Origin of the sequence: Nosocomiicoccus sp. HMSC09A07 (assembly GCF_001808485.1) — a bacterium.
Classification (GTDB): Bacteria; Bacillota; Bacilli; order Staphylococcales; family Salinicoccaceae; genus Nosocomiicoccus; species Nosocomiicoccus ampullae_A.
The window spans coordinates 1-14,651 of record NZ_KV793629.1; the positions used below are offsets into that span (position 1 = coordinate 1).

Sequence of the window (14,651 nt, forward strand, 5' to 3'; positions counted from 1 at the left end):
TAATGGAGCGGGTGAGGAGAATCGAACTCCCGACATCAGATTGGAAGTCTGAGGTTTTACCACTAAACTACACCCGCGTTTTCGTTTCAACTCTTACTATTATACAGAGTTGAAAAACTAAGTCAATAGAAAAGTTAAAGTTTTTTATTTTATTTTATCTGCGCAACTAGTTGTTAAGTTGACGCCTAATTATTATACACAATCGTTTAACTTAATGCAAACAAAAATGTATATGCGGCTGAGAGGACTTGAACCTCCACGGGATAAACTCCCACTAGGCCCTCAACCTAGCGCGTCTGCCGATTCCGCCACAACCGCTTATTAAGATAACGATATCTATTATATTCTCTTTACATTTCTCTGTCAATACGATTATTTAGATTTCTCAATACTTTTTATTTTTATCAACATCCATACTAAATATCTTCTTTTAAATAATGTATGTTTTACTTCTATATAATGAGGGAATTATTATTCTGTCGAATTTGCAAGTCAAAATTTAATGTGCTATACTTTATTTAGAATTATTCTAATTTAATTTTGGAGGTTAATTATGTCAAAACACTATAACCCTGAAGAACAAAAGTTAACGACTCTATTCGGTAACCCTGTAGGTGACCGTGAGAACACAATGACTGTTGGCCCACGTGGTCCAATCGTTATGCAAGATCCTTATTTCTTAGATATGATGGCACACTTCGACCGCGAAGTAATTCCAGAGCGTCGTATGCACGCTAAAGGATCTGGTGCTTACGGTACATTCACAGTAACAAATGATATTACTAAATATACGAAAGCAAAGATTTTCTCAGAAGTTGGTAAGAAAACAGAAATGTTCGCTCGTTTCTCAACTGTAGCTGGTGAACGCGGTGCAGCTGACGCTGAACGTGATATTCGTGGATTTGCACTTAAGTTCTACACTGAAGAAGGTAACTGGGACTTAGTTGGTAACAACACACCTGTATTCTTCTTCCGTGATCCTAAGTTATTCCCAAGCTTAAACCACGTTGTTAAACGTGATCCACGTACAAACGTGAATAACCCGAATTCTCAGTGGGATTTCTGGACGTCATTACCTGAAGCGTTACACCAAGTAACAATTCTTATGACTGACCGTGGTATCCCGTCAGACTTCCGTCATATGCATGGATTCGGTTCACACACTTACGCGATGATTAACGAAGATAACGAACGTGTATGGGTGAAATTCCACTTTAGAACACAACAAGGTATTCGTAACTACACTGCTGAAGAAGCAGTAGATGTTGTCGGTAAAGACCGTGAATCTTCACAACGTGACCTATACAACGCGATTGAAGATGGAGACTTCCCTAAATGGAAAATGTTCATCCAAGTAATGACTGAAGAAGAAGCAAGAAATCATTACCATAACCCGTTCGATTTAACAAAAGTATGGTATAAAGGTGAATTCCCATTAATCGAAGTTGGTGAGTTTGAGTTAAATAAAAACCCTGAGAACTACTTCGCAGAAGTAGAACAAGCAGCGTTTGCACCAACTAACATCGTTCCTGGTCTTGGATTCTCACCAGACAAAATGTTACAAGGTCGTTTATTCTCATATGGAGATACTCAGCGTTACCGCTTAGGTGTAAACCACCACCAAATTCCAGTAAACTCACCAAAAGGTGCGACAAACGTATGTCCATTCAGCCGTGACGGTGCGATGAGAGTTGACGGCAACTTAGGCTCACATATCAACTATTATCCAAATAGTTACGGTGCACACAATTCACAAAAAGATGCAAAACAACCTGAATTAAACTTAGAGCTCGGTCAAGTATATGAGTACGACTTCCGTGAAGACGACGATAACTACTACGAGCAACCAGGTAAATTATTCCGTCTTCAATCTGAAGAAGGTAAACAAACGATCTTCAAAAACACTGCAATTGAAATGGCAGGCGTTGAAGAGCACATTAAAAAACGTCACATCTTCAACTGTTACCAAGCAGACGAAGAGTACGGTAAAGGTGTCGCAGAGGCACTCGGCATCGACATCAACGATGTTGACCTAGTAAATGGAGATCACCCATTCGAAGGTAAACCAGTACAAGTAAAAAAAGACTAATATAAATAACTAAAGAGTGAAGCAAATGCTTCACTCTTTTTTAATTACTTTTTCATCGTTAATGATATTCTATTTTTCTTTTCATCTACTGATAAAACAGAGACTTCAACGATATCTCCACTACTCACAACGTCGAGCGGGTGTTTTACATATCGATTGGCTAGTTGTGAAATATGGACAAGACCATCTTGACCGACTCCGATATCAACGAATGCTCCGAAGTCTGTAACGTTCCTTACTGTTCCAGATAGCTTCATACCTTCTTTTAAATCCGAAAGTTCTAACACGTCGCTTTTTAAAATCGGTGTATCGTACTTATCTCGGATGTCTCTTAAAGGCGCAATTAAACTATCGATAATATCGTTTAATGTCGGAAGTCCGATATCATTTTCTTCACTATATTTACGTTTATCGAGTGTATTTAACTTTTCCTTAATACTCTCTTCACCGAGCTCATCTATCGATGCACCAACCGATTTTAGTAATGCATATGTGTTTTTATATTGCTCCGGGTGAATTGGCGTTTGGTCGAGTGGCTCTTCTCCACCGACAATTCTTAAAAATCCGACAGCTTGCTCAAATGTTTTCGGTCCTAGTCTTTTTACTTTTTTAAGGTCTGATCGTTTTGTAATCCCTTCAGTCTCTCTATACTCTACAATGTTTTTTGAAATTGTTTTATTTAATCCTGAAACGTGTTCTAGTAATTTGTAAGACGCAGTGTTTACATCTACACCCACTTGGTTTACTGCTGTTTCAACGACAAAATCTAATGACTCATTTAAGAATTTTTGGTTAATATCGTGTTGATACTGTCCGATTCCTAATGATTTCGGGTCAATTTTTACGAGTTCAGCAAGTGGATCTTGAATACGACGGGCAATCGATACCGCACTTCTCTCTTCTACTTCAAAATCTGGGAATTCTTCACGTGCTACGTCCGACGCTGAATACACAGAAGCACCCGCTTCATTTACGATAATAAACGGCACTTCTATTTTATATTTCTTTAAAAAGTTTGCAACGAATTCTTCAGTCTCTCTCGATGCTGTTCCGTTACCAATCGCAATTAATGTGACTTTATTTTCTTCAATTATCTCTTTAAAAATCGCTTCGCTTTTATCCGTGTTTTTAGAGCTGTGAGGATAAATAACATTCTTCTCTAAGAACTTACCGTTTGAATCGATAACTGCGAGCTTACACCCTGTTCGAAACGCTGGGTCGACACCTAAAATCGTATGATTTTTAAGTGGTGGTTGTAGAAGTAAACTCTTTAGGTTTTCTTCGAAAATATTTACCGCATGCGTTTCCCCTTTTTTCGTTAACTCATTACGTATTTCTCGTTCTAAACTTGGTAAAATTAAACGTTTTAAACTATCGTCGATCGTTTCTTCTATCAATTGCTTTGTTTTACTTTTTTCTTTTAATTCTTGACGGTATAAATAACTCGTAATTTTATCGTCATCATGTTGGAAACCGATGCGTAACACATCTTCTTTCTCTCCACGATTCATTGCAAGTATACGGTGCGATGGTATTGTTTTTACGCGTTCACTATAGTCATAATACATTTCAAAAATTTGCGTTTTGTCATCGTGTTCCTTTTTCTCAGTCGATGTAATTTCTGAGTGATTTTGAATGACGCTTAATATGTACATACGGTGTTGTGGGTTATCCGAAATTATTTCTGCAATTATATCTTTTGCACCTGCAACTGCGTCTTCTATAGTTTTGATTTCTTCGTTAATATATTGTTCTGCCTCTTTATAAATATCTTTAGCGTCAACATCTTGTTTATAAATCATTTCAGCGAGCGGCTCTAATCCTTTACGCTTTGCTTCTGTTGCGCGTGTTTTCTTCTTCTGTCTAAACGGACGATATAAATCTTCAACACGTGCTTGAGATGTTTGACGTAATATTTGATTTTTTAAATCTTCAGTAAGTAGCCCTTGTTCGTCGATTAAGCGAATGACATCTTCTTTTCTTTTTTCTAATTCTTCTAGATAGTTATACTCATCAGAAATTTGCTTAATTGAAACTTCATCAAGTCCGCCCGTTTGTTCTTTTCTATAACGTGCGATAAAAGGCACCGTCGCATTTTCTTCTAACATATTGAGTACGTTTAATACATACTCTGATTTAATTTTTAATTTACTCGATAACTCTTTAACTAATATTTCGTTCATAATGTCCTCCTAAACAATAAAACCTAATCATTATGATTAGGCTTAAATATCTATATCTGTATTTTTAACAGAATCTCTCAACTTTTTAAGTGCTGCACGTTGTAATCTTGATACATGCATTTGGCTTAAACCGATTTTTTCTCCAGTCTCTTTTTGACTTAAAGATTCTAAAAATGTATATCGTATAATCTGTTGTTCTCTTTCAGATAAAATCGGTAATAACTTTTCTATAAGTAAACGTTCCTCGGTTTGAGCATAATTATCATCTTCCTCACCCATTACGTCGAGTAACGTCACAGATGAACCTTCGTTATCTGCGTCAATCGAGTGATCCACACTTAACGCATTGTAGCTTTGTCCCATCTCCATCGCTTCGAGTACTTCTTCTTCTGTTGCACCGATATATTCTGCGATTTCTTTAACAGATGGTGATCGCTCTAGCTCATTCGTTAACTCATCTGTAGAACGTTTGATTTTTGGACCAAGCTCTTTAATACGCCTCGGGACATGAACACTCCACGTTTTATCTCTTAAATAACGTTTGATTTCACCGAGAACTGTCGGTACTAGAAATGCTTCAAATTTACGCTCAAAAGATAAATCGAATCGTTTAATTGCACCGAGCAATCCAATCATACCGACTTGTACAAGGTCTTCGTGATGTGATTGCCCTTTTGAATATCGATATGCGAGTGACTCGATGAGTTTTTCATAGTGATAAACTAAACGCGTTTGTGCTTCATCGCTTCCAGTTTCTTGATATTCAGTAATTAAGCGATTAATTTCATCACGTGAAAGTTCTTTTCTAGTTTGTGATTGCTCCATCTTTTTGCACCTGACCTTCACCAATGTACTTCACCATACTAATTGTCACACCTTGTGTACGTCTAACGTTCACATCATCCATTAGTGTCTCAATTAGGAAAAGCCCAAGTCCTCCTTCTCTTAAAAAGCTTACGGAATCAGACTCTTTGTACGGTCCAAGTTCTTTTTTTACCGTTTCATAGTCAAAACTTTTTCCAGAATCTTGAACGATAATTTCAACACGACCCGCTGATACCGCAAATCCGATTGTAATTTCATTATCACTATCAGAATATGCATGTTTCACTGCGTTCGTTACCGCTTCGCTAACAGCAATCTTCGTATCTTCAATTTCTTCGTATGTCGCGCCAGCACTATTTAAAATACCAGATAACGTTAGGCGAACGAGCCCTACGTATTTTGGTTTTGCAGGTATTTTCATTTCTATATATTCATAATTTTTACTCATCTACATTCGCTCCCGATTGCGTGATTTGAATCAAGTCGCTTAGTCCTGTTATTTCAAATAGTTTCATAACACGATCGTTTGCACCTGAAATTCTTAACTCATTATTATACTGATTTAAATCTTTGAGTGTTCCAACAAAAAGACCAAGTCCTGTTGAATCCATATATGTAAGGTCACTTAAATCGACGTGTAAGTTATGAGAGCCTTCTGAGACGATCGGGTTAAATACTTTCTTTAATTCCGGCACTGTATAAATGTCGAGTTCTCCTCCAACTTTCACATAAAATACTTCTTGTGCCTCTTTGACTTCAATCTTAATATTCATAACAGTAATCCTACTCCATTTCAGACAAATATATAGTAATACAATACCCGTATTGATTTTTTAATAAACGTTAATGTAGCGTCTTAATTAAAATACACGTTAAATCATCTTTTCGAGTCTGATCTTGCATACGAGTGAGTTGCTGATATAGATTTCGGACGATATCTTGCGGATGTTCGTCGCGATTATCGCGAATCATATTTTTAACGTCTTCCATATCTATAAAAGTACCGTCGTGCTTTCTTAATTCTGAAACCCCATCAGTGTAAATGAAAATCATATCTTTATCATTAAGTGAAACTGTACTTTCTTTATAGGAAACGCCTTGCATCACACCGAGGACAAGATCTCTCGTATCGAGTGTTTCAAAGATGTCGTCTTCATATCGATATATTAATGCGGGCTCGTGACCAGCACTAGCGTATGTAAGTTCAAAGTTTTTATAATCATAAACGGCATAAAACATCGTAATAAACATATTTTTATTGATGTTTTTTTCTACTAAGTCATTAATTTTCTCTAACACACGGTGAGGGCTATACGTTAAATGTGAGAGTTCTAAAGAGAACTTTAACATCGCCATCGCAATAGATGCAGGGATACCTGAACCGATGACGTCTGCAACTGCGATACCTACTTTATCGTCATATTGTTTTAATATGTTAAAGTAGTCTCCGTTTACTTTTCCTGCAGCAACACTAATTGCACCGAGTTGTGAGTTATCGATAATTGGAATTTCTGACTTTAACATCGTACGCTGAACACTTGCAGCGACTTCTAATTCTTGGTCATGATGATTAATTTGATCGAGCATCGCTCGATAATCACGGTACGTAAATCCGAATGATATCATGACTTCCTCAAGAATTTCTAACGACTTTTTTATTTCTTCACCGTCGTTAATATGTAAATGATTGAGCATTTGAATATGTAAAGATACAATTTCTTCAGGAGAAGTGTCTATTTCAATAACATTTTGACTGAACGTTTGGCATCGTGCGATTGCTTCATCCACTGCATTCTCATAAATGAATAGTTGTAGTATCGTTTCGTATTCTTTTGCAAGTTTATCAATGTAGGTCAATCGTGCTCCTCCTATTCATTAATATGTATGTAATGCTTACTTCGATTTACGATGTTTTTTCTTTTGCTTTTTGTTTGAATCATCGTCTAGTCCAAGGCTGATTTGAATCGCCTTGTCCACTTCTTTCATTTTCTCATCATCTAAATATGTAAGTTTTTCTTGTAACCTAGTCTTATCTATCGTTCGAATTTGCTCTAGCAGTATTACCGAGTTAGTCTTAAACTTATACTTTTCAGCGTTCACTTCGACGTGTGTCGGTATTTTTGCTTTATCAATTTTTCCAGTAATCGCAGCGACGATTAACGTCGGTGAAAACTTGTTCCCCGTATCATTTTGAATAATAACAACAGGGCGTTTACCGCCCTGTTCAGAGCCTTGAACTGGAGAAAGATCAGCTAGGTATACTTCTCCACGTTTCATCTACTCACCATCTTTTTTGTTATTGTTTTTATTTTGTTCATTTTGAAGTTTTTGGGAGTAGATACGTTCTACCTCACATTCAAGATGAAAACCTTCTCTAGCGATTATTAAGTTAAGTTCAGACATCTCTAAATATCCATCTTTCATAGACTCTTTAATTGATTTGTCTAACATACATGAACTCACTATAATCCTCTCCCTATATTCTCTATGCGATTAGTTATATTTTAACATAATAAGTAACATTCTCTGAATTATTTTAAGATTTCGTTAGAAACATCGTATTGTTCAGACTGTTTGTAAACACGTGGCAGTCGTCTTGAGAATAAGTTTGTCGATTCATATGGTATTGTACCAACATGTTCACTAAAGCGCTCAAGTGATTGTGGGCTATCGTAATGGTTATCAATAACGATGACTTCATCGCCAACTTTAGCATCGACTTCAATCATCGCAGCGTCCATACAAATACGTCCGACAAACGGATGATTGTTGCCGTTCACTTTTACAGTATATCCTGTATGTTTTCTTAATAAGCCGTCGCCGTAACCTATCGGTATCGTCGCGATTTTAGTATCGCTATCGACGATAAACGTCTCATCGTAACCGACAAAATCGTTTTTCTTTAATTCGTGCGTATCGACAACTTGTGTAATAAGTCGTAACGCAGGATTAAGTGGAATTTGCGATTTCTCTTTGACCATTAAACTTGGGTAATAGCCATATAATGAAATCCCTACTCGAACTGCATTTGTAAATTCACCGTCAAACAGTAATGAACCCGCTGAATTTAATACGTGCACAAATTGTGGGCGTTTTACTGATTCAACAATTGTTTTAAATTTGTCAATTTCTTTTTGCGCACCGTACGACGTCGATGCAGCAAGTGCAAGATGAGAAAAAATACCTTCGTATACGAAGTGATCGGATGCTTCTATTTTTTCAATCATCTCTTTAATTTCTTCAACATCATCTGTACCGTAGCGATTCATATGGCTATTCACTTTAATATGAATCCATACGTTTTTGTCATATTCACCGGTATTATGTTTTAATGCCGCTTCAAGCCACTCTAAATTTGGAGCTGTAAGTGCGATGCGATGCTGGATTGCTTTATTTATATGTTCTGGATTGATGATTCCAAGAATGAGTATTTTAGATTTTATACCGTGCATTCTTAGTTCAATCGCTTCATCGAGTGTTCCAACCGCAAAAAAGTCTACCCCATTTTCTTCTAAAAATTGACTTACTCTTACGGCGCCATGTCCGTATGCATTAGATTTCACAACAGCAATAAATGTCTTATCTTCGTGTAGTCGCTGAACTTCTAAATAGTTACGGTATATTCGGTCTAAATCGACTTCAACGTATGCATCTCGATAAAATCTATCTTCCATAATTATACTCTCCTTAATTATCACTCATTATAATGACAGTCGCTGTCGCGTATTGTTTAGAGTGGGATATTGAAATCAGTGAATTTGTATTTACTATATACGGTTTTCCGTCATCGTCGTTTAAAATCTCAATATGTTTAAAGTTTAAAGCGCCAATTCCTGTTCCAAGTGCCTTTGCGTATGCTTCTTTCCCTGCAAAGCGCCCGGCTAAATACTCAAGCTTTCTCTCGGTATTTTTAATTGACATATACTTTGCGAGTTCTTCATCACTTAAAATACGACGTGCCAAACGGTCGTCTTTATTAACTGATTGAATACGTTCAATTTCGATAATATCTGTGCCGAGACCATTAATCATGTACTTCATCCTCTTTAAGAATTGCTATTTCTCTTTTTCGGTTATCTTTTACGATACTTCGAATCATCGTACGAATTTCATCGGCACGCTCCTTTTCTAATTCAGGGATATACGTGCCACCACCCGCTGTCGATATACTAATTCCTTTTAAGCCGAATTTACTCATGATTGTACCTTCTGTCACGTCTACATTTTGGATTCTAAAAAGTGGAATTACCGTGTGCTTACGGTTAAATATACCATCGTTAACGATGAGTACTTCATCTGTAAATTTAAATTCAAAATACTTATAAAATAAACTTGGGTAAACCCACATTCTATAGATCAGTTCATATAAAAGAAAAAGTCCTGCAATTCCTCCGACAATCATCGCTGGAATGTGTAGAAAGTCAAAGAAATATGCTAGAACACCACAAATTATAATAACGACGAGTGCGATTGAAAGTCCGAATACAGCTTGAATTCTCCAGTAGTTAATCGCTTTTCTAGATACTTTCTCCATTCTGAACTCCCTTTCTTACATAGTCGAATATTTCATTTGCTTCTTTATACTCTAAATGTTTTACGTCAACCGTTGTAGGTATAAGACCAGACGCTGTTTTCACTTCAATAGTTCCGAGGTTTGCATGCTCTGTAAATATCGTTTGGCGAATCGCGCAGTCGATAATTTTACTGCGTTTAAAAATATAGTGACTGCGTTTAAATGAAGATGTCGTTAACATATTTAAATCTCCATTTTCAATACGAACACCGCTATTTTTAGCTGAATATATGCCGCTGATAACAGTTAAAACTATTATAAATACACCGACTAGAAGTGCGATATATAATGCAATCATTTGATCATAGTAATAAAGAATACCACTCGTGATTGAAATGACCATAAAAGGGACCAAGAGCGACACTTGGAAATATCTCCTATATGCCCTAATTGGAACACTCGGTTCAGGTCGTTCGATATTATACTCACTAAAATGTTCATTTAAAAACTTATAACTCTCTCTTTGTCTCATAACAGGTGTCAGCACAACGTCTCCAACGTCTTCATCAGAAAAGTCATTGCTCGTAATTCCGACATATAACGCATGAATTTTAAACAGACGCTCAAATAATCCGTCTTCTCTTACAGAAATATTTTGAATGCGTTTCTTATTAATCGTAATTGTTTTTCTTTCGAGTAAACCGTACTGAATAATAAAGTCATCGTTATGCTTTTTAATTTGGTAACCGTAATATCTGACAAATATGATGATGCCACCGATAATTATTCCAATAAATAAAATGACAATTCCTATCGCAATCAGAATCGGAACAAATAACGTACTTGCGTGTGCTTGGAGAGATTCAATCGCATTTACAATAATCGTATCAAATCCGAAGTACCCGAGTCCCCCAGCGACAGCTGTTAAAAACATTCCTAGTCCTCCACTCGTTGCGATAAGCAATAGCATTTCTTTTGGCGAAATTTCGTAGACGACTTCTGCTTCATTTAATTTAAAATCTGTACTCTTGTTAGTTTCATATGATTCATTGTCGATTTCCTCATGTACTTGAGTAGAGTCTTTATCTTCTTTTTGCTGATACACATACGTTCGAATCGACTCTGCCATATCGTATTTCACACCAGGTAGGGAAATACTTTCAGCTGGACTTTTAATGTTTACAACTGCAACGTTAAATAGTCGGGCGAGTATTGGCTGAGTAATATCGATACTTTGAATACGATCGATACTTAACTCACGTTCATTCTTAACGAACAGCCCAGATTTATAAATGATCTTGTCTGCTTCAAACCAGTAACGTACTGTCCACTTTTCAATGATACCGGTAAAAATTAAAAATATACTGATGATCATTAAGATGATTCCAAAAGCGTTATCTGTTAGTGCACCTTCTTGTAATTTACTCGTTCCGAGGTTGTATATAGTAAGTACGAATACGTACCAATATCTTTTAAATACATCGATTATAGTTAAAAGATAAGATACAGGATGTAATTTATGAACGTTAGACATCACTATCCACCTCTTTTAAACGCGTGATAATCGTATCTTTTAGTTGCTCGGCCCGAACCGTTTCAATTTCTGGTAAACGAACGGTATATGCAGCGTTTGTTAATTTTATTTTCGCGAGATTAAATCGTCTTGCAATAAATCCTTTTTCTAATTCAACGATTTGTACACGTTCAATCGGATACAATGCCGTTTCTATAAAGAAAAAACCTTTTTTAACGATTAAATAATCGTCATATACACCGATTTTTGTAATTCTCGTATATAAAATCGGACGTAATAAAACACGAAATACGATATAGAGTACAATTAATACGGCATAGATAATCACTGATAATTTAAAATAAAAATCTAATATATAAGACACGAAGATATATATCGTCGGAAGTAAAAAGATAACTAATCCATCGAGCACTGCTCTAAGTTGCATATACGGACGTAGATTTTTATCGACAGATTCCATGCGCACACTCCTTTTTTAATCTATTATACATGAGTTATTTTTTAATATAAATTAAAAAAAGCGCCAGACGGCGCTCTAAACTACTTCATAAATTGTTTAAATGTCTTCTTATGATTCGATCTGTCACGGTTGTCGCGTTTTTGAGGTTTACGACGGTTGTTTCTATCACCTTTTTTACCGCGATTATAGTCTCGACGTTTTCCACCAGACTGTTTTGCTGTTGCACGTCTTGGTAGAGGCTTTTCAAATGATAATTGAATCGCATCGTCTTCTTTTTCGTTGACATATTCGCTCACAAAAGCAGTAATAATATCTAAAGGATCGAACGTTTCGACTAATTTTCTCGATAATTCGTATACTTCTTCGTCGATTTCTTTTCCTTCGTATTTTCTTACTTTATCGATCATGACTTCTGCTTGCGCCGCTTTTACTTCTTCTTTAAATGGTGGACGTAGCGGACGAATCGGTTTACCTTTCGTCTCCTCAATTAGACGTAAGTAACCCATTTCGATTGGGTTAACAAATGTTAACGCGACACCACTTTCACCAGCACGTCCTGTACGGCCGATACGGTGCGTGTAACTTTCAGCGTCTTGAGGAATATCAAAATTATACACGTGTGTAACACCTGTAATGTCGAGCCCACGTGCAGCAACGTCTGTTGCAACTAAAATTTGTAGTGCGTCATTTTTAAACTTCTTTAATACTTCGAGTCGTTTTGACTGAGTAATATCTCCGTGAAGGCCTTCTGCTAAATATCCTTTAGCAATTAATGCACTCGTCAGTTCGTCTACACGACGTTTCGTACGACCGAATACGATCGCAAGTTTCGGGCGATGAACGTCTAAAAAATCGACGAATACGTCTAGTTTTTCTAACTCTTTCACAATCGTATAATACTCTTCAATTTGTGGATCTGATTGATTTTGGTTCATCGTTTTTACGATTTTCGGTTCATCCATGAAACGTGTGACGAGTTCTTGAATTGCTTTTGGCATCGTTGCACTGAATAGTAACGTTTGACGATTCCCCTCAGGCAGACGGTCCATTATAAACTTAACATCGTCGATAAAGCCCATGTTCATCATTTCATCCGCTTCGTCTAATACGAATTTAGTGATGTGTTTTAGTTTTAACGTACGACGTTTAATATGGTCGATGACTCGTCCTGGAGTCCCGACGATAATTTCAGGGTGTCTTTTTACCTCTGAAATTTGGCGTTCGATTGATACGCCTCCGAAAATAACAGATACTTTTAACTTTTTATATTTAGAAAAATGTTTAAGTTGCTCGCTCACTTGCATCGCAAGTTCTCTTGTCGGCGCTAAAATTAACGCTTGCGTTCCTTGTCCACGCTGGATTGTTTCAACGAGTGGAATACCAAACGCTCCTGTTTTTCCTGTACCTGTTTGTGCTTGTCCTAATATGTCTCTTCCTTCTAATGCGAAAGGAATACTCTCCTCTTGAATCGGAGTTGGAGTTTCAAACCCCATTTCTTCAAGTGCAAGTATTGTTTCATCACTTACACCTAGTGCTTCAAAAAATTTCAAATGTATAGTCTCCTTTGACTCTTAACTATTATCTCATAATGCATAACTACTTAATGCTATCATTTTCACGATCATTGTACAACAACTATTCACTGATCAGTCTTTCGAGTTTCATACCACGAGATGCTTTTAATAGTATGACCGTATTTTCATCTTTTAACGAATTTAAACTATTCTTTAACTGTTCTATCGACTCGAAATGTTGTGTATTTTCTTTTTGAATCGTATCATGAGTCGTTTTCGCATGTTCACCATAAGTGAAGATATGTGTAAAGTTGTTATCCTCATTTATATATGCTCCAACCGATTCATGAAGTTGAGCGCTGTATCTACCGAGCTCTAATATATCTCCTAAAACGAGCACTTTGTTTTTATAATCTAAATGACGTACTGTATCAATTGCACTTTTCATCGATGAAGGGCTTGCGTTATACGCATCATTAATAATTAAAGCGCCAGTCTCATCGATATGTTGCTCCATACGCATATTTGTGATCGTTAACTGTTCTAAACTTTTCTTTACATCCGATTCACTAATATTAAAATGCTTGCTAAGAGCGATCGCAAAGCTCGCGTTAACGGCGTTATGCTTACCAAGTGACGGAATTGAATAGTCAAATCCATTTAGTGTAAAACTCACACCGTTTTTATCTTCTTTAACGTTTGTCACAACGAGGTCATTTTTATCAGTTAAACCGACTGTAACCTGTTCATAAGGTGTATCTTTTTTAACAAGATTTTCGAGTTCGACATAGTCATTGGAATAGATAAATAACCCGTCCTCTTTTAAATCATCGACAATTTCATACTTCCCTTTTGCGATGTTTTCTTTAGACCCTAACTTTTCTATGTGAGATTCTCCAACGTTCGTTAAAATCGCAATGTCAGGACGAGCAATGGATGATAGATAATGGATGTCACCAAGATTATCCATTCCCATTTCTAATATCAAAATATCCGTATCGTCTTTCGTATTAAAAATCGTCAGTGGCATTCCAATTTCATTGTTGTAGTTTCCAATTGTTTTTTGAACGTTAAAATGAGGTGCTAATACACATTCGACCATATCTTTTGTCGTCGTCTTACCGTTAGACCCTGTAATCGCAACGACTTTTGTATTTAACGTATTTAAATATCCTCTTGCGATGTCACCAAGTGCTTTTTGAACGTCCTTTACTATAATTAGCGGTGCATCAACATCTTCTTTTTCTGATAAAGAAACACATGCCCCTGATTCAATCGCATTCAATATAAAATCATGTCCATCGACATTTTCACCGACAAACGGTGCAAACATATTATTTGTTTCAATCGTTCTCGTATCGATTGAAACTCCGTGAATCTTTGTATTTTCAATTTCTTTTGCTTGATCGTTTAGCTTGCCTCCGCATAGTTCGGAGATTTTTTTAATTGTTAATGATATCATGATATTCATTCCTATAATTTTAATAAAATACTGTTATAATTATTAGATGGACATAAGTCCTACATATTAGA

The 14,651-nt window shown here is 36.4% G+C and carries 15 protein-coding genes and 2 tRNA genes; 1 reads left to right on the forward strand and 16 read right to left on the reverse strand.

All coding sequences use genetic code 11. From position 1 onward, the window contains the following. Positions 1-3: 3 nt before the first annotated feature. Both HMPREF3177_RS02730 and HMPREF3177_RS02735 read right to left on the reverse strand, forming a co-directional pair. Positions 4-77: transfer RNA gene (locus HMPREF3177_RS02730), tRNA-Gly, on the reverse strand. 156 nt (positions 78-233) lie between these two features. Continuing rightward, positions 234-318, reverse strand: a tRNA-Leu gene (locus HMPREF3177_RS02735). 235 nt (positions 319-553) lie between these two features. On the opposite strand from HMPREF3177_RS02735, the gene HMPREF3177_RS02740 reads away from it, so the two are divergent. Continuing rightward, positions 554-2,089 carry a catalase gene (locus tag HMPREF3177_RS02740; RefSeq protein WP_068128505.1) on the forward strand — a complete coding sequence of 512 codons (1,536 nt, stop codon included), beginning with the start codon at positions 554-556 and terminating at the stop codon, positions 2,087-2,089. 44 nt (positions 2,090-2,133) lie between these two features. Here HMPREF3177_RS02740 and HMPREF3177_RS02745 read toward each other — a convergent pair whose 3' ends face one another. The 14 genes from HMPREF3177_RS02745 to murF form a co-directional block, all read right to left on the reverse strand. Next, positions 2,134-4,272, reverse strand: coding sequence for a Tex family protein (locus HMPREF3177_RS02745; protein ID WP_070456997.1), 2,139 nt, complete (start codon positions 4,270-4,272; stop codon positions 2,134-2,136). A 42-nt stretch (positions 4,273-4,314) separates the two neighbouring features. Next, positions 4,315-5,097, reverse strand: a complete 783-nt coding sequence (gene sigB / locus HMPREF3177_RS02750) for an RNA polymerase sigma factor SigB (RefSeq protein WP_040928273.1) — start codon at positions 5,095-5,097, stop codon at positions 4,315-4,317. Then, a complete protein-coding gene (gene rsbW / locus HMPREF3177_RS02755) occupies positions 5,078-5,545 on the reverse strand; it encodes an anti-sigma B factor RsbW (protein ID WP_040928274.1) in 468 nt (155 codons plus the stop codon). The genes sigB and rsbW overlap by 20 nt, the downstream gene beginning before the upstream one ends. After that, positions 5,538-5,870: an STAS domain-containing protein gene (locus HMPREF3177_RS02760; protein WP_070456999.1), complete on the reverse strand. Its 333-nt coding sequence runs from the start codon at positions 5,868-5,870 to the stop codon at positions 5,538-5,540. The genes rsbW and HMPREF3177_RS02760 overlap by 8 nt, the downstream gene beginning before the upstream one ends. A gap of 70 nt (positions 5,871-5,940) precedes the next feature. Further along, positions 5,941-6,954 (reverse strand): SpoIIE family protein phosphatase, encoded by a 1,014-nt coding sequence (locus HMPREF3177_RS02765; RefSeq protein WP_083286838.1) that lies wholly within the window; start codon positions 6,952-6,954, stop codon positions 5,941-5,943. Between the two features lie 36 nt (positions 6,955-6,990). Continuing rightward, positions 6,991-7,374, reverse strand: coding sequence for a type II toxin-antitoxin system PemK/MazF family toxin (locus HMPREF3177_RS02770; RefSeq protein ID WP_068128513.1), 384 nt, complete (start codon positions 7,372-7,374; stop codon positions 6,991-6,993). Beyond that, the gene (locus HMPREF3177_RS08620) at positions 7,375-7,560 is read right to left on the reverse strand and encodes a hypothetical protein (protein ID WP_070457002.1); all 186 of its coding nucleotides are present in this window, start codon (positions 7,558-7,560) and stop codon (positions 7,375-7,377) included. A gap of 68 nt (positions 7,561-7,628) precedes the next feature. Beyond that, positions 7,629-8,771, reverse strand: coding sequence for an alanine racemase (gene alr / locus HMPREF3177_RS02780; RefSeq protein WP_070457005.1), 1,143 nt, complete (start codon positions 8,769-8,771; stop codon positions 7,629-7,631). Between the two features lie 13 nt (positions 8,772-8,784). Then, entirely contained in the window at positions 8,785-9,138 is a 354-nt protein-coding gene (acpS, locus tag HMPREF3177_RS02785; protein WP_306452471.1) for a holo-ACP synthase, read from the reverse strand. Next, a complete protein-coding gene (locus HMPREF3177_RS02790; RefSeq protein ID WP_070457006.1) occupies positions 9,122-9,631 on the reverse strand; it encodes a PH domain-containing protein in 510 nt (169 codons plus the stop codon). Before HMPREF3177_RS02790 ends, acpS begins: the two co-directional genes overlap by 17 nt. Next, entirely contained in the window at positions 9,615-11,144 is a 1,530-nt protein-coding gene (locus HMPREF3177_RS02795) for a PH domain-containing protein (protein WP_070457008.1), read from the reverse strand. The genes HMPREF3177_RS02790 and HMPREF3177_RS02795 overlap by 17 nt, the downstream gene beginning before the upstream one ends. Continuing rightward, positions 11,137-11,604, reverse strand: a complete 468-nt coding sequence (locus tag HMPREF3177_RS02800) for a PH domain-containing protein (protein ID WP_070457011.1) — start codon at positions 11,602-11,604, stop codon at positions 11,137-11,139. The genes HMPREF3177_RS02795 and HMPREF3177_RS02800 overlap by 8 nt, the downstream gene beginning before the upstream one ends. Positions 11,605-11,684: 80 nt before the next feature. Next, complete coding sequence (locus HMPREF3177_RS02805) at positions 11,685-13,154, reverse strand: DEAD/DEAH box helicase (protein WP_070457013.1); 1,470 nt, start codon at positions 13,152-13,154, stop codon at positions 11,685-11,687. Between the two features lie 85 nt (positions 13,155-13,239). After that, positions 13,240-14,589 carry a UDP-N-acetylmuramoyl-tripeptide--D-alanyl-D-alanine ligase gene (gene murF / locus HMPREF3177_RS02810; RefSeq protein ID WP_246827369.1) on the reverse strand — a complete coding sequence of 450 codons (1,350 nt, stop codon included), beginning with the start codon at positions 14,587-14,589 and terminating at the stop codon, positions 13,240-13,242. Between the last annotated feature and the right edge of the window lie 62 nt (positions 14,590-14,651).